The organism is Escherichia sp. MOD1-EC6021 (genome assembly GCF_002965245.1).
Lineage (GTDB): Bacteria > Pseudomonadota > Gammaproteobacteria > Enterobacterales > Enterobacteriaceae > Escherichia > Escherichia coli_F.
Map to the genome: position 1 here is coordinate 107044 of NZ_PTRU01000015.1, position 24289 is coordinate 131332.

The window sequence follows — 24289 nt, forward strand, 5'->3', positions numbered from 1 at the left end:
GATAAGGCGTTCACGCCGCATCCGGCACGGTTACTTACTCTAAATCTTCACCATTACTGGCAATCACTTTTTTATACCACCAGAATGATTTCTTACGCGTGCGCGCCAGCGTGCCGTTGCCTGCATCGTCACGGTCTACATAGACAAAACCGTAGCGTTTGCTCATTTCACCCGTTGACGCGGAAACTAAATCAATACAGCCCCAGGTGGTGTAGCCCATCAGCGGAATGCCGTCTGCAATCGCTTCGCCCATTGCGCGGATATGTTCGCGTAAATAGCTGATGCGATAGTCGTCGTTAATCTCACCGTTGGCAGCAAATTCATCTTTTGCGCCCAGGCCGTTTTCCACCAGAAACAGCGGCTTCTGATAACGGTCATACATCATGTTCATAGTGATACGCAGACCGAGTGGATCAATACCCCAGCCCCAGTCGCTCACCTGTAGATACGGGTTACGCAGCGATTTCACCACGTTCGCCGCACTGCTGTTGTTGGCGTTCATCTCCGCCGAGGCGCAGCGCGAGGCGTAATAGCTGAAAGAGACAAAATCGACGGTGTTTTTCAGGATTTCATCATCGCCCGGTACTTTGTCGATGGTTACCCCTTTTTCGCGGAATACGCGGGCAGAGTAAGCCGGATACGCCCCCCGCGCCTGCACATCGATAAAAAACAGGTTTTCCCGATCTTTCTCCAGCGCCGCCCAGACATCTTCCGGCTTGCAGCTGTAAGGGTAGAAGTTGCCGCCCGCCAGCATACAGCCCACCTGATTTTGCGGGTTAACCTCATGGGCGATTTTGGTAGCTAACGCACTGGCAACCAGCTGGTGGTGCGCAGCCTGATATTTCACCTGATCCTGATTTTCCCCTTCTTCAAACACCAGACCCGCGCCGGAGAACGGGCTATGCAACATAATGTTGATTTCATTGAAGGTGAGCCAGTATTTCACCAGGCCATCAAATGCTTCAAAGCAGGTCCGGGCGTAGCGGCTGAAAAACTCCACCAGCTTGCGGTTACGCCAGGAGCCATATTCAGTGACCAGATGCATCGGCACGTCGAAGTGACACAACGTGACCAGCGGTTCGATACCGTACTTTTTACACTCTTCAAAAACCGTGCGGTAAAAAGCAATGCCCTGCTGGTTGGGCGTCAGTTCATTGCCCTGCGGAAAGAGGCGGCTCCAGGCAATCGAGGTGCGAAAAACCTTGAATCCCATCTCTGCCATCAGGGCGATATCTTCTTTATAACGATGATAAAAATCCGTTGCCTCATGGCTGGGATAAAACTCGTCATCGCGCAACTGAAAACGTTTTTCCAGCCCCAGTTTCACCGCCATTCGATGTTCGCCGTGCGGGATCATATCGACCGTGGTCAGCCCTTTGCCGCCTTCACGGTACGCGCCTTCAGATTGGTTGGCGGCAAGCGCGCCGCCCCATAAAAAACCTTGCGGAAATACTGACATTTTCATCCTCAATTAAGACTTACTTCTTTGGCGACGGTCGGTTGTACGCTCTGATGCTTTCGCGCCTGGGCAGCCGCTTCCTCAACAGGAATATCCTCAAAGCCGAGCAACAGTGTGAGGATAAACGACAGCACGATCGCCAGCGCCATGACGGCGAACACCCAGACGATGCTCATTGGATTCGCCGGATCGAAGAACTGCACGCTGGTAAATAATCCCGGCGCTGCCATTGAGTGGCTGGCAAGCCCCGCCATACCGGCAACCGCGCCGCAAATAAAACCGCTGATAAGACTGGCGATAAGCGGACGTTTCAGGCGGATCGCCACGCCGTATAACGCGGGTTCGGAAATCCCCGCCATAATGGCTGATGCCGCCGCAGCCAGCGCCGTCTGGCGCAGTTCCGGGTTTTTCGTTTTCCACGCCACCGCCAGCGATGAACCACCCAGCGACAGGTTAGCGCCGATTTCTGACGGCATGACCATCCCTTCTTTGCCGGTTTCGGCAATAGTTTGAATGATGGTTGGCGTAAAGACGCGGTGCATTCCAGTCATTACCAGCAGAGGCCACAGTGCGCCCATAATGGCGACTGAAAGCCAGCCCAGATAACCATGAATGGTGTAAACCAGCGCCGAAATGGCGCTACCGATCCAGATACCAATCGGGCCAATCAGCAGGATTGCCAGCGGTGCGGCAATCAACACAATCAGCATCGGCTTGAGGAAGTTTTTCGTCACCGCTGGCGTAATGCTGTCCACCCAGCGTTCGATATATGACAGGCACTAGGTCATCACTAGCGCCGGGATCACTGTGTAGGTGTATTTCACCGCGGTGACCGGAATCAGGGCAAATTCAACATGTTCACCCTGGGCTGCTTTCGCCATCAGCTCAATAAAACTCGGATGTACCAGCACACCCGCAATGGCAATCGCCAGCGACATATTGGTTTTAAATTTAATGGCGGCAGAAGCAGCGACCATCAGCGGCAGGAAGAAGAAAGCACCATCACCAATCACATTGAGAATGGTTAAGGTCGGCGATCCTTTTGTCAGCACGCCGCTCATCTCGAGGATCATCGCCAGCAGTTTGACCATCGATCCGCCGATGATCGCCGGGATCAGCGGTGACATGGTGCCGATCAGCGCATCCAGGATCCCCGCACCAATGCGACGTAGCGTGAGTTTGGGTTTCCCCACGGGCTGCGTGGGCTGCATATCTCCAGGTAACAAGCTGACAACTTCCTGAAAAGCCTGCGAAACCGTATTACCTATAATCACCTGACACTGGTTGTCACTACGTACCACACCGAGCACGCCGGAGATAGTTTTTAACGTTGGGCTGTCGATCAGTGCATCATCTTTGATAACAAAGCGCAAACGCGTCATACAGTGCGTGACTGCCGAGATGTTATCAACGCCGCCCAGTGCCGCTATCACCGAGCGTGCCAGCGCCGCATAATTTTTGGCCATCGGATTTTATCCTGTTATCAGTAGGGTAGAGGTAGTTGTTATCAGTCGACGTGACGGGAAATTGCCGATGCTGAAACGGAATTAAGAAACCGGTTTCACAAAATCATGAATAGTTGATACTGATTAAGCAAGAGAGTTAATTGCTCATTTTTTATATTTGTGAAACCGGTCACCTGAATATTTTTCCCGCTGCTTGCGCAAGGACAATCAGCCAACGGTGCAGTACACTGCGTTGATTGCGTGTAAAGGGATGAAAATGATGACGACGATGCTGGAAGTGGCGAAGCGCGCCGGGGTTTCAAAAGCGACCGTTTCCCGCGTGCTTTCAGGTAATGGCTACGTCAGCCAGGAAACTAAAGATCGCGTGTTTCAGGCGGTGGAAGAGAGCGGCTACCGCCCAAATTTGCTGGCGCGCAATCTGTCAGCGAAGAGTACCCAGACGCTGGGGCTGGTAGTGACCAACACGCTTTACCACGGCATTTATTTTAGTGAATTACTGTTTCATACCGCGAGAATGGCGGAAGAGAAAGGGCGTCAGCTGCTATTGGCAGATGGCAAACATAGCGCCGAAGAAGAACGCCAGGCGATTCAGTATCTACTGGATCTGCGCTGCGACGCCATTATGATTTACCCGCGCTTTTTAAGCGTGGATGAGATTGATGACATCATTGATGCACACAATCAGCCGATAATGGTGCTCAATCGCCGCCTGCGCAAAAACAGTAGCCATAGCGTCTGGTGCGATCATAAACAGACCAGCTTTAACGCCGTGGCAGAGTTGATAAACGCCGGACATCAGGAGATTGCTTTCCTTACCGGTTCGATGGATTCCCCCACCAGCATTGAACGCCTTGCCGGATATAAAGACGCGCTGGCGCAGCATGGTATTGCACTCAATGAAAAACTTATCGCTAACGGTAAATGGACGCCTGCCAGCGGGGCCGAAGGGGTAGAAACGTTGCTCGAACGTGGGGCTAAATTTAGCGCGTTAGTTGCCAGTAACGACGATATGGCGATAGGTGCGATGAAAGCGTTGCATTACCGTGGTGTAGCGGTGCCGGAGCAAGTATCGGTTATTGGATTTGATGATATCGCAATTGCCCCCTACACCGTTCCGGCGCTCTCCAGCGTAAAAATTCCGGTGACTGAGATGATTCAGGAAATAATTGGGCGGCTGATATTTATGCTCGATGGTGGTGCTTACACACCGCCGAAAACCTTCAGCGGAAAACTAATCCGCCGCGACTCACTCATTGCTCTTTCGCGATAAACATTGTCATCACATGTCATCGTCACTAGTGTCGATGACATCGTTTTTTCTGCACTGCAGAATTTAATTTCTTTAAATAACAATCAATTAAAAGTTGGCATGATTTGTGAATGTATCGGCGCATTAACTGTCATTGCTGGAGAATTTGATGAACCGTTTCATCATTGCTGACGCAAGTAAATGTATTGGTTGTCGTACCTGTGAAGTGGCGTGCGTGGTTTCTCATCAGGAGAATCAGGACTGTGCATCGCTGACCCCGGAAACTTTTTTACCGCGAATCCATGTCATTAAAGGTGTGAACATTTCCACGGCGACAGTCTGCCGTCAGTGTGAAGATGCACCGTGCGCTAATGTCTGCCCGAATGGTGCTATCAGCCGTGATAAAGGGTTTGTTCATGTCATGCAGGAACGTTGCATTGGTTGCAAAACCTGCGTTGTGGCTTGCCCGTATGGTGCGATGGAAGTGGTAGTGCGTCCGGTGATTCGCAACAGCGGCGCAGGGCTTAACGTACGCGCTGACAAAGCCGAAGCTAATAAATGCGACCTCTGTAACCATCGTGAAGACGGCCCGGCCTGTATGGCTGCTTGCCCGACCCATGCGCTGATTTGTGTCGATCGTAATAAACTTGAACAACTGAGCGCAGAAAAACGCCGCCGCACGGCGCTGATGTTCTAAAAATCTTACAGAACTGTTCTGGCATCAAAGGAATTCCCGGAAATATTCGTAGAATACGGAGCAGGCGGTATCGCCAACCTGTGACTACCGGATGCGACGCGGTCGTGTCCGGCTGGGCGGGTTACGCAATTCATGATGGCGGGAATAACTCAATGGCAAAAAACACATCTTGCGGTGTCCAACTGCGTATTCGTGGCAAAGTGCAGGGCGTCGGTTTTCGTCCCTTTGTCTGGCAACTGGCACAGCAATTAAATCTTCACGGCGATGTCTGTAATGACGGCGATGGCGTAGAAGTCCGGCTGCTGGAAGACCCGGAAACGTTTCTTGTTCAATTGCATCAGGATTGTCCGCCGCTGGCGCGTATTGATAGCGTCGAATGTGAGCCGTTTATCTGGATGCAGCCGCCCACTGAGTTCATCATCCGCCAGAGTGCGGGCGGCGTCATGAATACGCAAATTGTTCCCGATGCCGCTACTTGTCCTGCCTGTCTTGCCGAAATGAATACCCCAGGCGAACGGCGTTATCGTTATCCGTTTATCAACTGTACCCATTGCGGCCCGCGTTTCACCATTATTCGCGCGATGCCTTACGACCGTCCATTTACCGTGATGGCGGCGTTTCCGCTATGTCCGGCCTGCGATAAAGAATATCGCGACCCGCTCGATCGTCGCTTCCACGCCCAGCCGGTGGCCTGCCCGGAGTGTGGCCCACATCTTGAATGGCTAAGTCATGGTGAACATGCGAAACAAGAGGCGGCATTACAGGCGGCTATCGCTCAGTTAAAAATGGGCAACATTGTCGCTATCAAAGGGATTGGCGGATTTCATCTCGCCTGCGATGCGCTTAACAGTAACGCGGTGGCGACACTACGGGCGCGCAAACATCGCCCGGCGAAACCGCTGGCGGTTATGTTGCCAACGGCAGAAGGTTTGCCCGACGCTGCCCGTCAGTTGCTCACCACGCCCGCCGCGCCGATTGTACTGGTGGATAAAATATATGTTCCGGAACTTTGTGACGATATCGCCCCTGGCCTTAACGAAGTCGGGGTGATGTTGCCTGCGAATCCGCTCCAGCATTTGCTGTTACAGGAACTGCAATGCCCGCTGGTGATGACCTCCGGCAACCTGAGCGGTAAACCACCGGCTATCAGCAACGAACAGGCGCTGGAGGACTTGCAGGACATTGCCGACGGATTCTTGATTCATAACCGCGACATCGTGCAGCGGATGGATGATTCAGTGGTGCGCGAAAGTGGCGAAATGTTGCGCCGCTCGCGGGGGTATGTACCGGATGCGCTGGCTTTGCCTCCGGGCTTTAAAAATATTCCTCCTGTGCTGTGTCTCGGTGCGGATCTGAAAAATACCTTCTGTCTGGTGCGTGGTGAACAGGCGGTGTTGAGTCAACATTTGGGCGATTTAAGTGACGATGGCATTCAGATGCAGTGGCGCGAAGCGTTGCGTCTGATGCAAAACATCTACGATTTTACCCCGCAATACGTTGTGCATGACGCGCATCCGGGCTATGTCTCCAGCCAGTGGGCGCGCGAAATGAATCTGCCGACGCAAACGGTGCTGCATCATCATGCTCATGCGGCGGCGTGTCTGGCAGAACATCACTGGCCGCTGGATGGCAGTGATGTCATTGCTTTGACGCTCGACGGTATTGGTATGGGCGAAAACGGCGCTTTATGGGGCGGCGAGTGCTTGCGGGTGAACTATCGCGAATGCCAGCACCTGGGTGGCTTGCCTGCGGTGGCGCTTCCGGGGGGCGATCTTGCGGCAAAGCAGCCGTGGCGAAACCTGCTGGCGCAGTGCCTGCGCTTTGTGCCGGAGTGGCAGAATTACCCTGAAGCGGCAAGTGTGCAACAGCAAAACTGGAGCGTGCTGGCGCGGGCCATTGAGCGTGGAATTAACGCGCCGCTGGCGTCATCGTGCGGGCGTTTGTTCGATGCTGTGGCGGCGGCACTGGGCTGTGCGCCAGCCACGTTAAGTTATGAAGGTGAAGCGGCTTGCGCCCTCGAGGCGCTGGCGGCTTCATGCCAGGGAGTGACGCATCCGGTGACGATGCCGCTGGTGGACAATCAGCTGGATCTCGCCACTTTCTGGCAGCAGTGGCTGAACTGGCAGGCACCGGTTAATCAACGCGCGTGGGCATTTCATGATGCGCTGGCGCAGGGTTTTGCCGCGTTGATGCGTGAGCAGGCCACGATGCGTGGTATCACTACGCTGGTATTTAGCGGCGGGGTTATTCATAACCGTTTGCTGCGTGCACGTCTGGCGCATTATCTTGCTGATTTTACGTTGCTCTTCCCGCAGAGTTTACCTGCGGGGGATGGCGGGTTGTCTCTGGGGCAGGGGGTTATTGCTGCGGCCCGTTGGGTGGCGGGTGAAGCCCAGAACGGATAAACGTGTTGCATTTGGGCGCAGTGCCGGATGCGGCGTGAACGCCTTATCCGGCCTACACATGCGCTCCCCGTAGGTCGGATAAGACGCGCCAGCGTCGCATCCGACATTTTGGGCACACTAGCCTGCCTACATCGGCAAGGTTTTCAACAATCCAAACGCCTCTTTCATCCGATCCTCACTGACCACAAAAGCGCGAAGCTGGTCAGCATCGTCAACGCCGCGCGCCACCATTCCCTGGCTTTCGGTACAAATCTGCCAGCGCAAATCCCGACGCTGGGTTTCCCCTGCCAGATGCAGCGGTAATTCCGGCGTTTTGATTTTTACCAGCATGGCGGGAAGTTTCAGCGGTGCGTTTCCACCGAGCAAGTTCTTCGCCAGCACCATCGCGCTAAGTTGAATCGGCTGCAGGAACGGCAATACCTGACCGTTAATTTCTGCGCAATCGCCCAGCGCGTAAATATCGGCATTACTGGTTTGCAGATAACTATCGACGCAAACGCCGCGATTAATCGTCAGCCCTGTACGTCGTGCCAGGGCGGTTTCCGGGCGCAGTCCGGTGGCGGCAATTACCGCATCCACTTCGATGCTGCGCTGGCGGTCCAGCGTTGCCAGAATACCAGAATTCGTTTTTTCCAGCCCCTGCAACTGAGATTTCAACAGCAGATGAACGCCCATCTCCGTCAACCGATGCTGCAAGCGGCTGCTTACTTCCGGTGGCATTAACGACGCCAGAATACTGGCAGCGTTGTCGATTAGCGTGACCGCTTTGCCTGCCCGACAAAAATCCATCGCCAGCTCGCTACCAATCAAGCCACCGCCAACAATCAACACGCGTCGGGCATCCCGCAGTTGCGTTTCACAGGCGCGATACTCTTGCTGACTATTTAACGTCAGCATTAACTCACGCCCAGACACTGGCGGGACAAAGGCACTGGCACCAGTTGCCAGCACCAGCTTGTCGTATTGCCACTGATTATTCTGGCTTTTCACCACATGGGCTTCGGCATCGATATCCGTCACCCAGGTGTGCGGAAACAGGTGCAGATTAAACTGCTCGGCAAATTCACCCGCCGTCTGGCGGGTGAGGTCATCGGCACGTTGCCCCTGGCTGATAACATGGCTAAGATCAGGTTTGTTGTACTCATCCATGCTGTCGGCGGCAATCAGGGTTAATGGAATACTGGCGTCCTGTTTGCGAATATTTTTCACCAGTTGGCGGGCGGCGAAGCCCGAACCAATGATCACAATGCCGTTGCTCATTTTGCCTCCGATGCCAGTTCGTCAAAGACGTCTTTGCCAAGGGAGCATTCCGGGCACAGGAAGTTATCCGGGACTTCACTCCACGGCGTTCCTGGCGCAACGTCCTGCATTGGCTCGCCTTTTGCCTGATCGTAAATCCACTGGCAGACGCTGCACTGCATCCGTGGGCCGAGGTCAGCCGTCGTGGTGGCACAGGTTTCTTCTTTAACCACCGTATTCACCGTGCTCTGCGGCAGCGGCGAAAGCGCCCACTGACGGGCAATTTCACGACCGTGTTCACGGCATAACTCCAGCGCATCCTGGTCCGGTCGCCATTTGGCTTTCAGGCTAAGCGACATTTCGAAACCTGCATCCTGCAGGCGTGTGGAAAGACGATCCACCGCACCGCCGCTCCAGCCGTGAGAGCCGAAAGCACTGGCGCGTTTGTTACGGAAGCGTAATCCGGTCATCTCCTCCACCAGCCCGGCGATTTTAGGCATCATCACGTTATTCATCGTCGAAGTGCCGACCAGCACGCCTTTTGAGCGGAAGACATTGGTCAGGATTTCGTTTTTATCGCTTCGGGCGACGTTGAAAATTTTCACCGCTACGCGCGGGTCGGTTTCCGCAATCCCCTGGGCGATAGCGTCAGCCATCATGCGGGTGTTATTCGACATGGTGTCGTAGAAAATGGTGATTCTGTCTTCCTGATAATCCGCCGCCCATTTCAGGTACAGCTCGACAATTTGCGTCGGGTTATCGCGCCACACTACACCGTGAGAGGTGGCAATCATATCGACCGGCAAGTTAAAGCCCAGGATCTCGGTGATTTTCGGCGTTACCAGGCGGCTGAACGGTGTCAGGATATTGGCGTAGTAACGCTGACACTGCTCGAAAAGCTCGGTCTGATCCACTTCATCGTTGAAGAGATGCTCGTCGCAGTAGTGCTGACCGAAAGCATCGTTACTGAACAGCACCGCGTCGCCCGTCAGGTAAGTCATCATGCTGTCCGGCCAGTGCAGCATTGGCGTTTCGACAAAAATGAGCTGTTTGCCGTTGCCGATATCCAGCGTGTCGCCGGTTTTCACCACGTTGAAATTCCACTCTGGATGATGGTGATGACCATTTATTGAGTCGATAGCGTTGGCAGTACAATAGATCGGCGTATCGGGAATTTGCGCCATCAGTTCGGTCAGCGCCCCGGCGTGGTCCTCTTCAGCATGGTTAATCACGATGTAATCGATATCCGCCAGATCGATTTCATTACGCAGGTTCTGCACAAATTCGCGGCTGAATTTATGGTCGACGGTGTCGATCAGCACGTTTTTTTCTTCGCGAATGAGGTAGCTGTTGTAGCTGCTGCCGCGCAGCGTTTTATATTCTGTACCGTGAAAATCACGCACTTCCCAGTCACGTTGACCAACCCAATGAATGTTATTTTTCACCACAATAGACATAGCAACCTCAATTTATTCAGTGTGTTCTAAAAAGATGTCTTGCTAATTGCAGATTGCGTGCCAGTTTTTTATCTGATTGTTTTTACTATATAAATAAAATTATGCTCATTAATGAGTAGTCAAAATGACTATCAATAAAATGGTCGATATGACAATATCTATAGTCAAATTGACAGTGAGGCAAAGATGAGTTTTTCCGTTGATGTGCTGGCGAATATCGCCATCGAATTGCAGCGTGGGATTGGTCATCAGGATCGTTTTCAGCGCCTGATCACCACGCTGCGTCAGGTGCTGGAGTGCGATGCGTCTGCGTTGCTACGTTACGACTCGCGGCAGTTTATTCCGCTTGCCATCGACGGACTGGCAAAGGATGTACTCGGTAGACGCTTTGCCCTGGAAGGTCATCCACGGCTGGAAGCGATTGCCCGCGCCGGGGACGTGGTGCGCTTTCCCGCAGACAGCGAATTGCCCGATCCCTATGACGGTTTGATTCCCGGGCAGGAGAGTCTGAAGGTTCACGCCTGCGTTGGTCTACCGCTGTTTGCTGGACAAAACCTGATTGGCGCATTGACGCTCGACGGGATGCAGCCCGATCAGTTCGATGTTTTCAGCGACGAGGAGTTACGGCTGATTGCCGCTCTGGCGGCGGGGGCGTTAAGCAATGCGCTGCTGATTGAACAACTGGAAAGTCAGAATATGCTGCCGGGCGATGCCGCGCCATTTGAAGCGGTGAAAGAGACGCAGATGATCGGTCTGTCGCCAGGCATGACGCAATTGAAAAAAGAGATTGAGATTGTGGCGGCGTCCGATCTCAACGTCCTAATCAGTGGTGAGACGGGAACCGGTAAGGAATTGGTGGCGAAAGCGATTCATGAAGCCTCGCCACGGGCGGTGAATCCGTTAGTCTATCTCAACTGTGCCGCACTGCCGGAAAGTGTGGCGGAAAGTGAGTTGTTCGGGCACGTGAAAGGGGCGTTTACTGGCGCTATCAGTAACCGCAGTGGAAAGTTTGAAATGGCGGATAACGGCACGCTGTTTCTGGATGAGATCGGCGAGTTGTCGTTGGCATTGCAGGCCAAGCTGCTGCGGGTGTTGCAGTATGGCGATATTCAGCGCGTTGGCGATGACCGCAGTTTGCGGGTCGATGTGCGCGTGCTGGCGGCGACTAACCGCGACTTGCGCGAAGAGGTGCTGGCAGGGCGATTTCGTGCTGACTTGTTTCATCGCCTGAGTGTGTTTCCGCTTTCGGTGCCGCCGCTGCGTGAGCGGGGTGATGACGTCATTCTGCTGGCGGGGTATTACTGCGAACAGTGCCGCCTGCGGTTGGGGCTTTCCCGCGTGGTGTTAAGTTCCGGGGCGCGGAATTTATTGCAACATTATAGTTTCCCGGGGAACGTGCGCGAACTGGAACATGCTATTCATCGGGCGGTGGTGCTGGCGAGAGCGACCCGCAGCGGCGATGAAGTGATTCTCGAGGCGCAACATTTTGCTTTTTCTGAGGTGACGTTGCCGACGGCAGAAGTGCCGATGGTGCCCGTTGTTAAGCAAAACCTGCGTGAAGCGACAGAAGCGTTCCAGCGTGAAACTATTCGCCAGGCGCTGGCACAAAATCATCACAACTGGGCTGCCAGCGCACGGATGCTGGAAACCGACGTCGCCAACCTGCATCGGCTGGCGAAACGTCTGGGGCTGAAGGATTAAATAATCCCGGCCTGATAGAAATCCTGCAGGTTAATTGCGCCGGTAAGTTTGCCGTTTTCATCCACCACTGGTGCGGCGGTGATTTTGCGTTTCATCAGAACTTCTTTGGCGTCGATGGCGCGGCTTTGCGCCTGTAATGTGGTGCCGCCTGTCGTCATCGCTTCATTAACTGGCGTGGTGAGTGCGCCGCCGCCAACCAGCCAGCGACGTAAATCCCCGTCGGTAAAGACGCCTTGGACCTGTTGTTGAACGTCGCACACGGCTACCAGTCCCAGACCGGTGCGACTGAGTTCCAGCATCGCATCCATCACGCTGGCGGTTAACGCCACCTGCGGGATGGCGTCATCACGGCGCATCAGATGATGCACTTTGTTCAGCAAGCGAGCGCCCAGTGCCCCAGCTGGGTGGGATCGGGCAAAATCTTCTTCATTAAATCCGCGCGCCTGCATGACCGCCATCGCCAGCGCGTCGCCCATCATCAGGGTATTCACAGTGCTGGAGGTCGGTGCAAGATGCATCGGGCAGGCTTCGCGTTCTACAGAGATATCCAGCACCGCTTTCGCCGCCAGGCCCAGCGGTGATGTCGGTTTACCGGTCATCGCCAGCAGCGCGATAGATTTGTCTTCCAGACGCGGAATAATCAGATCCAGTTCCTTTGCGCCACCGGAGTAAGAGATAAACAGCATCACATCGCGGCTTTCAATCATCCCCAGATCGCCGTGCAGTGCTTCTGCCGGATGGACAAAAAAAGCAGGCGTGCCGGTACTGGCAAGCGTTGCGGCGATTTTCTTACCAATGTGGCCCGATTTGCCAATTCCCGAAACCACCACTTTGCCTTCGCAGTGCAGGATGATATTGGCGGCGCGAACAAAATCATCGCCCAGACGTTCTGGTAAACGGCTTGCTTCCTGCAACTCCAGCATTAACGTCTGACGTCCCGCGTTCAGTAGTGCTTCACTCATTGCTCTCTCCGGTTATGATCACATCGATCCCTTTCTCTTCCAGCGCCTGACGAAACGCCGGATCGATACCTGCGTCGGTAATTAGCTTATCGACGCTTTCAAGACTGCAAACTACGTTGGGGCTTTTACGGCCAAACTTTGATGAGTCCGCCATCAAAATCACTTCGCGCGCGGCATTACACATCGCTTTACTGACGGTATAGACCTCGTTGAAGGTAGTTACGCCTGCATTGAGATCGATGCCATCGGTGCCCATAAACAATTTATCGAAGCTGAAATGTTCGAAGGCGTTCTCTGCCAGCTGCCCGTGAAATGAGGCCGATTTTTTACGAAACGTTCCGCCTGGCATCAGGATAGTTTGTTCGTTATCCAGTTCGGATAGCGCATTGACGATATGCAGGCTGTTGGTCATTACTGTGATGTTATTAAAGCGCGAGAGCAGGGGGACCATCTGCAAAACTGTACTGCCAGCATCAAGAATGATCGAATCGCCATCATGGATAAAACTAACGGCAGCTTCTGCAATCAGCTCTTTCTTGTGGGTGTTGATGAGTGTTTTATGATCGATAGGCGGATCGGATTCCTCTTTATTCAACACCACTCCGCCATAAGTACGAATGACGGTTCCTGCATGTTCCAGAATGACCAGATCTTTGCGAATGGTTGTGCCTGTGGTGTCAAAGTATTGCGCCAATTCTTCAACCGAGCATTTACCCTGCTTTTGCAGATACTCCAGAATGGCGGCCTGACGCTGACGAGGTTTCATGGGCGTGATTACCTGATTTAGGTTTCAAAATGATAACTTCGCAAGCAAGTAACATTCACAACGAAATTATCCACGTTTCAGTTTAAGCGCCAATGATAGAGCATTCTGTGATAGTGGATCATGGGGAAAGATCACATCGGGCCGTAAATCACCAGGATACATACCCGTAATTGCGGGAATTTTTTGCGGTTTAGCGAAAACGGTCAGTCCTTTCATAAACAAGGTATCGACGATGCGCTGCTGATCGTCCAGGGCGATGGCGACCACGACCCGCGGTTTAAAGCGTCCGCTGGAACGGCCCACGCCAACCCGCCCTTGCTGGCATAGTGTGTCGAAGGCACGGTTAAAACGAGAAATTTGCCAGCCGCCTAAGGCCAGTTGCGCACACCAGGCGATAACGGCGACGGTGATGAGTGCGGATACCATAACTTTTCCTTAATGTAGTGGCGGAAGTCCTGTATGCCTGATGCGCGTAGCGCATCAGGCATTCTATTAGTCTCGCGGAGATCCTTAACGGATCTCCGCTGTTGATCAGAACATCACCTGACCGCCGGTGACATTAATCGACTGTCCAGTGCAGTACGATGCCTTTGGACTGGCGTAGAACAGCAGCATATTCAGCACATCCTGATAATCGCAGCCACGTTTGAGCGGTACTTTATCGATGTAATACTGCTCGACTTGATCCGGTTTGATACCTAGCTTGGTCGCGTATTGTGGCAACAGTGACTGGAACATCGGCGATTTCAGCAGATTACCGAGCATTAGTGAATGCACCGTAATGCCGTACTCCGCCAGATCCAGAGCCAGTGATTGAGTCAGTCCGACGCCACCAAATTTCGCTGCGCTGTAGCCAGAGTTGTGTTTGCTGCCCACTTTGCCGGATTTCGAGTTGATCTGAATAATGCGCCCCTGAATCCCGTCGCGGATCATCAAACGCGAAAATTCACGCGCACACAGGAAATAACCCACCAGATTCACTTGTAGCGAACGATCAAAATCGCCGAGCTGGAAGTCGCTGATAAAGGCTGCTTTTGCTATTCCGGCGCTGTAGACCAGTAAATCCACGCGACCAAAGATTTCATCTACCCCACGAGAGAGCGCCAGAACGCTTTGCTCGCTGGTGGCGTCAGCACCAAAACCGTACGCTGTTCCTTCACCATATTCGGCGTTAATTTCTTGTGCCACATTTGCGGCTTTGTCGCTCTGAATATCGACAACCGCGACGCGATACCCCTCGGCAGCCAGACCGTGGCACAGGAACGCGCCTAAGGTTTGCCCACCACCGATAACAACGGCAACCTGATTCATTTTTTACTCCTTAACAGATTCAAACTTCAAAACCGATCCCGGCGCGATATCGTCGGGTACAGGGCCTGCCACATGGACAGTGCCCGGAAATTCCGCTTCGTTTAAACCATCGAAGCGCAGGGTGACATGACCCAGTTCGCGAAGGTTGTCTTCCGCCACGCTGCCAACGGCGGTCACCGGATAGCGATGCTGCCCGAGCGAAAATTGCAAACCGGGATGGAGTGCACCTTTCAACTCGCCGTGGCAATGAATGAAGCAATACTCTTCGAGATCCGCAGGAGCGCCTTCACGAAAGGTGATGAGCATCTGGTCGCTGAGGGCGTCAGTGGCACTCGCGCCGATACGGGTGATGGTGGTCTGATAAATAACGGTCATGTTTCAGCCTCTATTGATAGATAAAACCGGAGACAAACCAGGCGATCAGTACAGTCGGCGCGCCGGTTAAAAAGCGGCTCACCAGTACAGAAGGGACACCGACGCGAACCGTGTCCTGACGGGCTTCCGCCAGCGACAAACCGACCGGGATGAAGTCGCAGGCCGCCTGCGCGTTGATGGCAAACAGTGCAGGTAAAGCCAGATGCGGCGGAATATTGCCGAGACCAATCTGCACGCCAATCAATACGCCGATAACCTGTGCGATAACTGCGCCTGGGCCGAGGAAAGGTGAAAGCAGCGGGAAGGAGCAGATGAGCGCCAGCATGACCAGACCCAGTGGATGGCTCGCCAGCGGAGCAAGACCGTGGGCAATCCAGTCACCAAGGCCAGAAGCCATAATGATGCCAATGAGCGCCGAGACGAACGCCATAAACGGCAGAATGGTTTTTAATACAGTGTCGATGGTGTCACGGCCAGATTGAAACAGCACGGCAACGGCAGAACCCATACCCATTCCCACCTTCGCCAGTAAACCATCGCTTTGTTCGGTGATTTTCTTGCTGGTGTCATAGTCACGGCCCACGGAAGAGGGTTGTGGTGTCGCATCACCCACTACAGTGATGTTTTCTTCTTTCACGCCAGAGACATAAATATCTTCCACAATGTACTGCGCCAGTGGACCGGACTTGCCCGTCGAGTGGATATTAATGGTGGGAATACGCCGTTTCGGATAGATGCCGCAGCGTAATGTGCCGCCACAGTCGATTACCGCGACACCAATTTCTTCCTCCGCAGGTTCACCTTCTTTAAATCCGTCGATAGCCTGCCAGCCAGTAAGCTGTGCCAGTTTGTCGACAAATGCAGGACGTGTACCGGCGGTGATATAGACGATTTTTTTGCCCGGTGTGGCTTCCAGCTCAAGCGGGCCGCCCCAGCCACCCGTTCCTTTTTCGATCCGAATACGTGTCATGATGTTGCTCCTGCCAGGTGAACTTTTTGTTCAAGTTGAATGCCCATCTTTTTCTCAAAAATAGCGGTGGTCAGATCGGTTACCCAGCCGCGGAAGAAGTTGGTCACCAGACCAACCAGCAGATAGCTCACCGCCAGTGGGCCAAGTGGCAGATTTAGCGTTGTCAGACCACTGGCAATGCCAAGATAAACAAACAGTTCGCCAGGGTTGATATGGGGGAAGAGGCCATTCATTGAGTGGCAGCTATAAGAGGCCGCCGCATAATAGCTGGGTTTGTACTTTTCCGGCATAAAGCGACCCAGGCTTAAGGTCATCGGATTGCAAAAGACAAACGTGCCAATGCACGGTAACAGCAGGTAACGGGAAACAGGGTTACCTGCGCAACGTTGAGCAAAACGTTCAATACGATGCTGACCGATAAAATTAATCAGTGCGTTCATGATAACCAGCAGGCTAATCAACAGCGGAAGAATGCCGGTCACCATCCCGGTAAACACCTCTCCGCCCTTTTGGAACAGCCCGATAAACCACTCTGCACCATGAGTAATGGTTTCTATCATTGTTCTCTCCTTCAGGATTTATTGTTTTATTACCAAACGGCAACCTAATCTAATCAGATTGAAAGATTTAAAAGTGTTATTTTGATCGCAAAATGAAAGATAAATATTTTAATTTGAAAGTTTATATAAAAGGATAGTGAGGCGGATGAGTTGAGTTATGTAAAGTCCGTATCGGGCAGTGACTACCGCTTCCTTGTGCGGGGCGTGATGCTTTACCATACTTGCCCCTGGTTGAATCTGTTAAATGGACCCCTCATGTTCAAGCGTCGTTATGTAACATTGCTTCCCCTTTTTGTGTTGCTTGCCGCCTGTAGCAGCAAGCCAAAACCTACTGAGACTGAAACGACCACCGGAACGCCGTCTGGCGGCTTCCTGCTTGAGCCGCAGCACAATGTGATGCAGATGGGCGGCGATTTCGCTAACAACCCGAATGCCCAGCAGTTCATCGACAAAATGGTGAACAAACACGGTTTCAATCGTCAGCAGTTGCAGGAAATTCTCTCCCAGGCGAAACGTCTGGATTCGGTATTGCGGCTGATGGATAACCAGGCACCAACCACATCGGTGAAGCCGCCATCAGGTCCGAACGGCGCATGGCTGCGTTATCGCAAAAAATTTATTACGCCGGACAACGTGCAAAACGGCGTGGTTTTCTGGAATCAGTATGAAGATGCGCTGAATCGCGCATGGCAAGTGTATGGCGTACCGCCAGAAATCATCGTCGGGATTATCGGCGTCGAAACTCGCTGGGGACGCGTGATGGGGAAAACTCGTATCCTCGATGCGCTGGCAACGTTGTCATTTAACTACCCACGCCGCGCGGAGTATTTCTCTGGTGAGCTGGAAACCTTCTTGCTGATGGCGCGCGATGAGCAGGACGATCCGCTCAATCTGAAAGGTTCCTTTGCCGGGGCGATGGGCTACGGACAGTTTATGCCATCGTCTTATAAACAATATGCGGTAGATTTCAGCGGCGACGGGCATATCAACCTGTGGGATCCGGTTGATGCCATCGGTAGCGTGGCGAACTATTTCAAAGCGCACGGCTGGGTGAAAGGTGATCAGGTTGCGGTAATGGCAAACGGTCAGGCTCCAGGCTTGCCAAATGGCTTCAAAACCAAGTACAGCATTTCGCAGCTTGCCGCGGCAGGTTTAACGCCACAGCAGCCGCTGGGCAACCATCAGCAGGCCAGCTTACTGCGCCTGGATGTTGGCACCGGTTACCAGTACTGGTACGGTTTGCCGAACTTCTACACTATCACCCGTTACAATCACAGCACCCATTACGCAATGGCCGTCTGGCAGTTAGGACAAGCCGTGGCACTGGCGCGCGTGCAGTAACTCTTTGCAAGAGGGAGGTTAAACTTCCCTCTGTTTTCTTACTGTTTATTCGAATGACGTAATTGCTTGATTTTTTTCGACAGCGATATCGCATATCCCAGGCAGACAACGCCTAACGCAGCCTGACCGAAGTCGAAAGGTTCAAGGTAGCCAGAAGATAAAATTTTACATATCACTGAAACCAGTGCGCCGATGCCACCAATGATGACCCAAATACGCATTTGCGTGGTTTGTTTAAGCACGTTTTGTGGCGTGTTATCCGTTTTCTTTGTTGCCATTGCTATTCTCTCCCTGTGAATACATATCAATGTGAACGCGGCATGGTAGCGCTTTTTCTTTACCGACTGGTCGCAACAGTCTTTTTCCGGAACGCAACTCGTAAAATGAATCGCTCGTCCCCATCTTCTGCGGGAAAGTGCTATCTTGTCCGGCATATATTTTTTGACTGACTGAGGTTGTGATGATTGACAGTGAACTGATGCAGTTAAGCGAACAGGTAGGGCAGGCGCTGAAAGCCCGTGGCGCAACCGTAACAACTGCCGAGTCTTGTACCGGCGGTTGGGTAGCGAAAGTGATTACCGATATTGCCGGTAGTTCCGCCTGGTTTGAACGCGGATTTGTCACCTACAGTAACGAAGCCAAAGCGCAGATGATCGGCGTACGCGAAGAGACGCTGGCGCAGCACGGCGCGGTGAGCGAACCCGTCGTGGTGGAAATGGCGATAGGCGCACTGAAAGCGGCTCGTGCTGATTATGCCGTGTCTATTAGTGGTATCGCCGGGCCGGATGGCGGCAGTGAAGAGAAGCCTGTTGGCACCGTCTGGTTTGCTTTTGCCACTGCCCGTGGAGAAGGCATTACCCGGCGGGAATGCTTCAGCGGTGACCGTGATGCGGTGCGTCGTCAGGCTACTGCGTATGCATTGCAGACCTTGTGGCAACAATTTCTACAAAACACTTGATACTGTATGAGCATACAGTATAATTGCTTCAACAGAACATATTGACTATCCGGTATTACCCGGCATGACAGGAGTAAAAATGGCTATCGACGAAAACAAACAGAAAGCGTTGGCGGCAGCACTGGGCCAGATTGAGAAACAATTTGGTAAAGGCTCCATCATGCGCCTGGGTGAAGACCGTTCCATGGATGTGGAAACCATCTCTACCGGTTCGCTTTCACTGGATATCGCGCTTGGGGCAGGTGGTCTGCCGATGGGCCGTATCGTCGAAATCTACGGACCGGAATCTTCCGGTAAAACCACGCTGACGTTACAGGTGATCGCCGCAGCCCAGCGTGAAGGTAAAACCTGTGCGTTTATCGATGCTGAACACGCGCTGGACCCAATCTATGCACGTAAACTGGGCGTCGATATCGACAACCTGCTGTGCTCCCAGCCGGACACCGGCGAGCAGGCACTGGAAATCTGTGACGCTCTGGCGCGTTCTGGCGCAGTAGACGTTATCGTCGTTGACTCCGTGGCGGCACTGACACCGAAAGCGGAAATCGAAGGCGAAATCGGCGATTCTCACATGGGCCTTGCGGCACGTATGATGAGCCAGGCGATGCGTAAGCTGGCGGGTAACCTGAAGCAGTCCAACACGCTGCTGATCTTCATCAACCAGATCCGTATGAAAATTGGTGTGATGTTCGGTAACCCGGAAACGACTACCGGTGGTAACGCGCTGAAATTCTACGCTTCTGTTCGTCTCGACATCCGTCGCATCGGCGCGGTGAAAGAGGGCGAAAACGTGGTGGGTAGCGAAACCCGCGTGAAAGTGGTGAAGAACAAAATCGCTGCGCCGTTTAAACAGGCTGAATTCCAGATCCTCTACGGCGAAGGTATCAACTTCTACGGCGAACTGGTTGACCTGGGCGTGAAAGAGAAGCTGATCGAGAAAGCGGGCGCGTGGTACAGCTACAAAGGTGAGAAGATCGGTCAGGGTAAAGCGAATGCGACTGCCTGGCTGAAAGACAACCCGGAAACTGCGAAAGAGATCGAGAAGAAAGTACGTGAGTTGCTGCTGAGCAACCCGAACTCAACGCCGGATTTCTCTGTAGATGACAGCGAAGGCGTAGCAGAAACTAACGAAGATTTTTAATTGTCTTGTTTGATACACAAGGGTCGCATCTGCGGCCCTTTTGCTTTTTAAGTTGTAAGGGTATGCCATGACAGAATCAACATCCCGTCGCCCGGCATATGCTCGCCTGTTGGATCGTGCGGTACGCATTCTGGCGGTGCGCGATCACAGTGAGCAAGAACTGCGGCGTAAACTCGCGGCACCGATCATGGGCAAAAATGGCCCCGAAGAGATTGATGCCACGGCAGAGGATTACGAGCGTGTTATTGCCTGGTGCCATGAACATGGCTATCTCGATGACAGCCGATTTGTTGCGCGCTTTATCGCCAGCCGTAGCCGCAAAGGTTATGGACCTGCGCGTATTCGCCAGGAACTGAATCAGAAAGGTATTTCCCGCGAAGCGACAGAAAAAGCGATGCGTGAATGTGACATCGACTGGTGCGCACTGGCGCGCGATCAGGCGACGCGAAAATATGGCGAACCTTTGCCAACTGTCTTTTCAGAAAAAGTTAAGATCCAGCGTTTTCTGCTCTATCGCGGCTATCTGATGGAGGATATCCAGGATATTTGGCGAAATTTTGCCGACTGAACGCATACGGTATTTTACTTCCCAGTCAAGAAAACTTATCTTATTCCCACTTTTCAGTTACCAGCCCAGCGGTTAAGACACGCTGTCGCTGGTGGCGATATTTCGTTAGCTTGATTTCAGGATAATTATGAGCAAGAGCACCGCTGAGATCCGTCAGGCGTTTCTCGACTTTTTCCATAGTAAGGGACATCAGGTAGTTGCCAGCAGCTCCCTGGTACCCCATAACGACCCAACTTTGTTGTTTACCAACGCCGGGATGAACCAGTTCAAGGATGTGTTCCTTGGGCTCGACAAGCGTAATTATTCCCGCGCTACCACTTCCCAACGCTGCGTGCGTGCGGGTGGTAAACACAACGACCTGGAAAACGTCGGTTACACCGCGCGTCACCATACCTTCTTCGAAATGCTGGGCAACTTCAGCTTCGGCGACTATTTCAAACACGATGCTATTCAGTTTGCATGGGAACTGCTGACCAGCGAAAAATGGTTTGCCCTGCCGAAAGAGCGTCTGTGGGTTACCGTCTATGAAAGCGACGACGAAGCCTACGAAATCTGGGAAAAAGAAGTAGGGATCCCGCGCGAACGTATTATTCGCATCGGCGATAACAAAGGTGCGCCATACGCATCTGACAACTTCTGGCAGATGGGTGACACTGGTCCGTGTGGCCCGTGCACCGAAATCTTCTACGATCACGGCGACCACATTTGGGGTGGCCCTCCGGGAAGTCCGGAAGAAGACGGCGACCGTTACATTGAGATTTGGAACATCGTCTTCATGCAGTTCAACCGCCAGGCAGATGGTACGATGGAACCGCTGCCGAAGCCGTCTGTAGATACCGGTATGGGTCTGGAACGTATTGCTGCGGTGCTGCAACACGTTAACTCTAACTATGACATCGACCTGTTCCGCACGCTGATCCAGGAGGTAGCGAAAGTCACTGGCGCGACCGATCTGAGCAATAAATCGCTGCGCGTAATCGCTGACCACATTCGTTCTTGTGCGTTCCTGATCGCGGATGGCGTAATGCCGTCCAACGAAAACCGTGGTTATGTACTGCGTCGTATCATTCGTCGCGCAGTGCGTCACGGCAATATGCTGGGCGCGAAAGAAACTTTCTTCTACAAACTGGTTGGTCCGCTGATCGACGTTATGGGCTCTGCGGGTGAAGACCTGAAACGCCAGCAGGCACAGGTTGAGCAGGTGCTGAAGACTGAAGAAGAACAGTTTGCCCGCACTCTGGAGCGCGGTCTGGCGCTGCTGGACGAAGAGCTGGCGAAACTTTCTGGCGATACGCTGGATGGCGAAACTGCTTTCCGTCTGTACGACACCTACGGTTTCCCGGTTGACCTGACGGCTGATGTTTGTCGTGAGCGCAACATTAAAGTTGACGAAGCTGGTTTTGAAGCAGCTATGGAAGAGCAGCGTCGTCGTGCGCGTGAAGCCAGCGGCTTTGGTGCCGATTACAACGCAATGATCCGTGTTGACAGCGCATCTGAGTTTAAAGGTTATGACCATCTGGAACTGAACGGCAAAGTGACCGCGCTGTTTGTTGATGGTAAAGCGGTTGATGCCATTAATGCAGGCCAGGAAGCGGTAGTCGTGCTGGATCAAACGCCATTCTATGCGGAATCTGGCGGTCAGGTTGGCGATAAAGGCGAACTGAAAGGTGCTAACTTCTCCTTTGCGGTGGAAGATACGCAGAAATACGGCCAGGCGATTGGTCATATCGGTAAACTTGCTGCGGGTTCTCTGAAAGTGGGCGACGCGGTGCAGGCTGATGTTGATGAGGCTCGTCGCGCTCGTATTCGTCTGAATCACTCCGCAACGCACCTGATGCACGCTGCGCTGCGCCAGGTTCTGGGTACTCATGTATCGCAGAAAGGTTCACTGGTTAACGACAAAGTGCTGCGCTTCGACTTCTCACACAACGAAGCGATGAAACCAGAAGAGATTCGTGCGGTTGAAGACCTGGTGAACGCGCAGATTCGCCGTAACTTGCCGATCGAAACCAACATCATGGATCTCGAAGCGGCGAAAGCGAAAGGTGCGATGGCGCTGTTTGGCGAGAAGTATGATGAGCGCGTACGCGTGCTGAGCATGGGCGATTTCTCCACCGAGCTGTGTGGCGGTACTCACGCCAGCCGCACCGGTGATATTGGTCTGTTCCGCATCATCTCTGAATCGGGTACTGCTGCAGGCGTTCGTCGTATCGAAGCGGTAACCGGAGAAGGCGCTATCGCCACCGTTCATGCAGACAGCGATCGCTTAAGCGAAGTCGCACATCTGCTGAAAGGCGATAGCAATAATCTGGCTGATAAAGTGCGTTCAGTACTGGAACGTACGCGTCAGCTGGAAAAAGAGTTACAACAGCTTAAAGAACAGGCTGCCGCACAGGAGAGCGCAAATCTTTCCAGTAAGGCAATTGATGTTAATGGTGTTAAGCTGTTGGTTAGCGAGCTTAGCGGTGTTGAGCCGAAAATGTTGCGTACCATGGTTGACGATTTAAAAAATCAGCTGGGGTCGACAATTATCGTGCTGGCAACGGTAGCCGAAGGTAAGGTTTCTCTGATTGCAGGCGTATCTAAGGACGTCACAGATCGTGTGAAAGCAGGGGAACTGATTGGTATGGTCGCTCAGCAGGTGGGCGGCAAGGGTGGTGGACGTCCTGACATGGCGCAAGCCGGTGGTACGGATGCTGCGGCCTTACCTGCAGCGTTAGCCAGTGTGAAAGGCTGGGTCAGCGCGAAATTGCAATAATATCAGCGCCAGGCAATGCCGTGGACTCGCTTCACGGCATTCGCATTAACGCTATCGACAACGATAAAGTCAGGTTGAAGTTGTGTATATCGGCTAAACTTAGGTTTAACAGAATGTAATGCCATGACTGCTTACATGTAATGTGTTTGTCATTGCTTACTTTTTGGCGTTATATGATGGATAATGCCGGGATACAGAGAGACCCGACTCTTTTAATCTTTCAAGGAGCAAAGAATGCTGATTCTGACTCGTCGAGTTGGTGAGACCCTCATGATTGGGGATGAGGTCACCGTGACAGTTTTAGGGGTAAAGGGCAACCAGGTACGTATTGGCGTAAATGCCCCGAAGGAAGTTTCTGTTCACCGTGAAGAGATCTACCAGCGTATCCAGGCTGAAAAATCCCAGCAGTCCAGTTACTAATCTTTCCGCGTCTCATCTTTATCGGTGAGACGCACCCTCAAAATTCCTCCTTCACTCCATTGTTTTTTCGCTTTACTCCCGTTCATTCAACTTTAGTCTCCATTTTTTGCATTACTGCTATCTGTCAGACCTCCGTTTTTCTGTTGATAAAACACTCTTTTTGACGTTTTTACAGACTAATTGAGTGTGAATTGTGCAAACGATAAAAGTGTGGGAAAAATTGTTTGACTTATAAGTCTCAGAAAGTAATATGTGCGCCACGCAGCGACGATGAGCGATAAACAAGTTCTTCGAAGCACTCGTAAGAGGCGTGTGGTGAGGTGGCCGAGAGGCTGAAGGCGCTCCCCTGCTAAGGGAGTATGCGGTCAAAAGCTGCATCCGGGGTTCGAATCCCCGCCTCACCGCCATTTGCATCCGTAGCTCAGCTGGATAGAGTACTCGGCTACGAACCGAGCGGTCGGAGGTTCGAATCCTCCCGGATGCACC

21 protein-coding genes, 2 tRNA genes and 1 pseudogene are annotated in these 24289 nt (G+C 52.8%); 12 read left to right on the plus strand and 12 right to left on the minus strand.

Going from position 1 to position 24289, the window contains the following annotated elements:
- Nucleotides 1–34: 34 nt before the first annotated feature.
- Together ascB and ascF are read right to left on the minus strand one after the other, a co-directional pair.
- Nucleotides 35–1459, minus strand: a complete 1425-nt coding sequence (gene ascB, locus BEB54_RS17625; protein WP_105276820.1) for a 6-phospho-beta-glucosidase AscB — start codon at nt 1457–1459, stop codon at nt 35–37.
- Nucleotides 1460–1467: 8 nt separating this feature from the next.
- Nucleotides 1468–2925, minus strand: a pseudogene (ascF, locus tag BEB54_RS17630) (PTS cellobiose/arbutin/salicin transporter subunit IIBC).
- A gap of 259 nt (nt 2926–3184) precedes the next feature.
- On the opposite strand from ascF, the gene ascG reads away from it, so the two are divergent.
- The 3 genes from ascG (at nt 3185) to hypF (ending at nt 7276) form a co-directional block, all read left to right on the plus strand.
- A complete protein-coding gene (gene ascG / locus BEB54_RS17635; protein WP_105276819.1) occupies nt 3185–4195 on the plus strand; it encodes a DNA-binding transcriptional regulator AscG in 1011 nt (336 codons plus the stop codon).
- Nucleotides 4196–4343: 148 nt separating this feature from the next.
- Nucleotides 4344–4871: an electron transport protein HydN gene (gene hydN / locus BEB54_RS17640; RefSeq protein ID WP_001078777.1), complete on the plus strand. Its 528-nt coding sequence runs from the start codon at nt 4344–4346 to the stop codon at nt 4869–4871.
- Nucleotides 4872–5023: 152 nt separating this feature from the next.
- Nucleotides 5024–7276, plus strand: coding sequence for a carbamoyltransferase HypF (gene hypF, locus BEB54_RS17645; protein ID WP_032185106.1), 2253 nt, complete (start codon nt 5024–5026; stop codon nt 7274–7276).
- 126 nt (nt 7277–7402) lie between these two features.
- Here the strand turns inward: hypF and norW are convergent, their stop codons facing one another.
- Together norW and norV are read right to left on the minus strand one after the other, a co-directional pair.
- Complete coding sequence (norW, locus tag BEB54_RS17650) at nt 7403–8536, minus strand: NADH:flavorubredoxin reductase NorW (RefSeq protein ID WP_032184986.1); 1134 nt, start codon at nt 8534–8536, stop codon at nt 7403–7405.
- Entirely contained in the window at nt 8533–9972 is a 1440-nt protein-coding gene (norV, locus tag BEB54_RS17655; RefSeq protein ID WP_105282243.1) for an anaerobic nitric oxide reductase flavorubredoxin, read from the minus strand. The genes norW and norV overlap by 4 nt, the downstream gene beginning before the upstream one ends.
- A gap of 186 nt (nt 9973–10158) precedes the next feature.
- On the opposite strand from norV, the gene norR reads away from it, so the two are divergent.
- Nucleotides 10159–11673: a nitric oxide reductase transcriptional regulator NorR gene (norR, locus tag BEB54_RS17660; protein ID WP_105276640.1), complete on the plus strand. Its 1515-nt coding sequence runs from the start codon at nt 10159–10161 to the stop codon at nt 11671–11673.
- On the opposite strand, the gene gutQ is transcribed toward norR, so the two are convergent.
- From gutQ to srlA, 7 genes are all read right to left on the minus strand, one after another.
- A complete protein-coding gene (gutQ, locus tag BEB54_RS17665; RefSeq protein WP_105276639.1) occupies nt 11670–12635 on the minus strand; it encodes an arabinose-5-phosphate isomerase GutQ in 966 nt (321 codons plus the stop codon). The genes norR and gutQ overlap by 4 nt on opposite strands.
- Nucleotides 12628–13401 (minus strand): glucitol operon DNA-binding transcriptional repressor SrlR, encoded by a 774-nt coding sequence (gene srlR / locus BEB54_RS17670; protein WP_000804546.1) that lies wholly within the window; start codon nt 13399–13401, stop codon nt 12628–12630. Before srlR ends, gutQ begins: the two co-directional genes overlap by 8 nt.
- Before the next feature lie 66 nt (nt 13402–13467).
- Nucleotides 13468–13827: a transcriptional regulator GutM gene (gene gutM / locus BEB54_RS17675; RefSeq protein WP_086217630.1), complete on the minus strand. Its 360-nt coding sequence runs from the start codon at nt 13825–13827 to the stop codon at nt 13468–13470.
- A gap of 105 nt (nt 13828–13932) precedes the next feature.
- Nucleotides 13933–14712 carry a sorbitol-6-phosphate dehydrogenase gene (gene srlD, locus BEB54_RS17680; protein WP_001077351.1) on the minus strand — a complete coding sequence of 260 codons (780 nt, stop codon included), beginning with the start codon at nt 14710–14712 and terminating at the stop codon, nt 13933–13935.
- Between the two features lie 3 nt (nt 14713–14715).
- The gene (gene srlB / locus BEB54_RS17685; protein ID WP_000216201.1) at nt 14716–15087 is read right to left on the minus strand and encodes a PTS glucitol/sorbitol transporter subunit IIA; all 372 of its coding nucleotides are present in this window, start codon (nt 15085–15087) and stop codon (nt 14716–14718) included.
- A gap of 10 nt (nt 15088–15097) precedes the next feature.
- Nucleotides 15098–16057 (minus strand): PTS glucitol/sorbitol transporter subunit IIB, encoded by a 960-nt coding sequence (srlE, locus tag BEB54_RS17690; RefSeq protein ID WP_105276638.1) that lies wholly within the window; start codon nt 16055–16057, stop codon nt 15098–15100.
- On the minus strand, nt 16054–16617 hold the full coding sequence (gene srlA, locus BEB54_RS17695) for a PTS glucitol/sorbitol transporter subunit IIC (protein WP_000573321.1): 564 nt from the start codon (nt 16615–16617) through the stop codon (nt 16054–16056). The genes srlE and srlA overlap by 4 nt, the downstream gene beginning before the upstream one ends.
- Before the next feature lie 255 nt (nt 16618–16872).
- On the opposite strand from srlA, the gene mltB reads away from it, so the two are divergent.
- A complete protein-coding gene (gene mltB / locus BEB54_RS17700) occupies nt 16873–17958 on the plus strand; it encodes a lytic murein transglycosylase B (protein ID WP_012311623.1) in 1086 nt (361 codons plus the stop codon).
- A 38-nt stretch (nt 17959–17996) separates the two neighbouring features.
- Here the strand turns inward: mltB and BEB54_RS17705 are convergent, their stop codons facing one another.
- Entirely contained in the window at nt 17997–18236 is a 240-nt protein-coding gene (locus tag BEB54_RS17705; protein ID WP_032184982.1) for a hypothetical protein, read from the minus strand.
- A 182-nt stretch (nt 18237–18418) separates the two neighbouring features.
- On the opposite strand from BEB54_RS17705, the gene pncC reads away from it, so the two are divergent.
- The 7 genes from pncC to BEB54_RS17740 all read left to right on the plus strand — a co-directional run bounded on the left by pncC (nt 18419) and on the right by BEB54_RS17740 (nt 24287).
- Nucleotides 18419–18916, plus strand: a complete 498-nt coding sequence (gene pncC, locus BEB54_RS17710) for a nicotinamide-nucleotide amidase (RefSeq protein WP_032184981.1) — start codon at nt 18419–18421, stop codon at nt 18914–18916.
- Nucleotides 18917–18995: 79 nt separating this feature from the next.
- Complete coding sequence (recA, locus tag BEB54_RS17715) at nt 18996–20057, plus strand: recombinase RecA (protein WP_000963143.1); 1062 nt, start codon at nt 18996–18998, stop codon at nt 20055–20057.
- Nucleotides 20058–20124: 67 nt separating this feature from the next.
- Entirely contained in the window at nt 20125–20625 is a 501-nt protein-coding gene (gene recX / locus BEB54_RS17720) for a recombination regulator RecX (RefSeq protein ID WP_000140506.1), read from the plus strand.
- 127 nt (nt 20626–20752) lie between these two features.
- The gene (gene alaS, locus BEB54_RS17725) at nt 20753–23383 is read left to right on the plus strand and encodes an alanine--tRNA ligase (protein ID WP_105276637.1); all 2631 of its coding nucleotides are present in this window, start codon (nt 20753–20755) and stop codon (nt 23381–23383) included.
- Between the two features lie 234 nt (nt 23384–23617).
- Nucleotides 23618–23803: a carbon storage regulator CsrA gene (gene csrA, locus BEB54_RS17730; protein ID WP_000906486.1), complete on the plus strand. Its 186-nt coding sequence runs from the start codon at nt 23618–23620 to the stop codon at nt 23801–23803.
- Nucleotides 23804–24117: 314 nt separating this feature from the next.
- A tRNA-Ser gene (locus BEB54_RS17735) sits at nt 24118–24210 on the plus strand.
- Nucleotides 24211–24213: 3 nt separating this feature from the next.
- Nucleotides 24214–24287 (plus strand) — tRNA-Arg (locus BEB54_RS17740).
- Nucleotides 24288–24289 lie beyond the last annotated feature (2 nt).

Excerpts from the sequence above, each read along its gene's own strand:
- ascB (WP_105276820.1), bottom strand. The coding sequence starts at position 1,459 with ATGTCAGTATTTCCGCAAGGTTTTTTATGGGGCGGCGCGCTTGCCGCC.
- ascG (WP_105276819.1), top strand. The coding sequence starts at position 3,185 with ATGACGACGATGCTGGAAGTGGCGAAGCGCGCCGGGGTTTCAAAAGCG.
- hydN (WP_001078777.1), top strand. The coding sequence starts at position 4,344 with ATGAACCGTTTCATCATTGCTGACGCAAGTAAATGTATTGGTTGTCGT.
- hypF (WP_032185106.1), top strand. The coding sequence starts at position 5,024 with ATGGCAAAAAACACATCTTGCGGTGTCCAACTGCGTATTCGTGGCAAA.
- norW (WP_032184986.1), bottom strand. The coding sequence starts at position 8,536 with ATGAGCAACGGCATTGTGATCATTGGTTCGGGCTTCGCCGCCCGCCAA.
- norV (WP_105282243.1), bottom strand. The coding sequence starts at position 9,972 with ATGTCTATTGTGGTGAAAAATAACATTCATTGGGTTGGTCAACGTGAC.
- norR (WP_105276640.1), top strand. The coding sequence starts at position 10,159 with ATGAGTTTTTCCGTTGATGTGCTGGCGAATATCGCCATCGAATTGCAG.
- gutQ (WP_105276639.1), bottom strand. The coding sequence starts at position 12,635 with ATGAGTGAAGCACTACTGAACGCGGGACGTCAGACGTTAATGCTGGAG.
- srlR (WP_000804546.1), bottom strand. The coding sequence starts at position 13,401 with ATGAAACCTCGTCAGCGTCAGGCCGCCATTCTGGAGTATCTGCAAAAG.
- gutM (WP_086217630.1), bottom strand. The coding sequence starts at position 13,827 with ATGGTATCCGCACTCATCACCGTCGCCGTTATCGCCTGGTGTGCGCAA.
- srlD (WP_001077351.1), bottom strand. The coding sequence starts at position 14,712 with ATGAATCAGGTTGCCGTTGTTATCGGTGGTGGGCAAACCTTAGGCGCG.
- srlB (WP_000216201.1), bottom strand. The coding sequence starts at position 15,087 with ATGACCGTTATTTATCAGACCACCATCACCCGTATCGGCGCGAGTGCC.
- srlE (WP_105276638.1), bottom strand. The coding sequence starts at position 16,057 with ATGACACGTATTCGGATCGAAAAAGGAACGGGTGGCTGGGGCGGCCCG.
- srlA (WP_000573321.1), bottom strand. The coding sequence starts at position 16,617 with ATGATAGAAACCATTACTCATGGTGCAGAGTGGTTTATCGGGCTGTTC.
- mltB (WP_012311623.1), top strand. The coding sequence starts at position 16,873 with ATGTTCAAGCGTCGTTATGTAACATTGCTTCCCCTTTTTGTGTTGCTT.
- BEB54_RS17705 (WP_032184982.1), bottom strand. The coding sequence starts at position 18,236 with ATGGCAACAAAGAAAACGGATAACACGCCACAAAACGTGCTTAAACAA.
- pncC (WP_032184981.1), top strand. The coding sequence starts at position 18,419 with ATGATTGACAGTGAACTGATGCAGTTAAGCGAACAGGTAGGGCAGGCG.
- recA (WP_000963143.1), top strand. The coding sequence starts at position 18,996 with ATGGCTATCGACGAAAACAAACAGAAAGCGTTGGCGGCAGCACTGGGC.
- recX (WP_000140506.1), top strand. The coding sequence starts at position 20,125 with ATGACAGAATCAACATCCCGTCGCCCGGCATATGCTCGCCTGTTGGAT.
- alaS (WP_105276637.1), top strand. The coding sequence starts at position 20,753 with ATGAGCAAGAGCACCGCTGAGATCCGTCAGGCGTTTCTCGACTTTTTC.
- csrA (WP_000906486.1), top strand. The coding sequence starts at position 23,618 with ATGCTGATTCTGACTCGTCGAGTTGGTGAGACCCTCATGATTGGGGAT.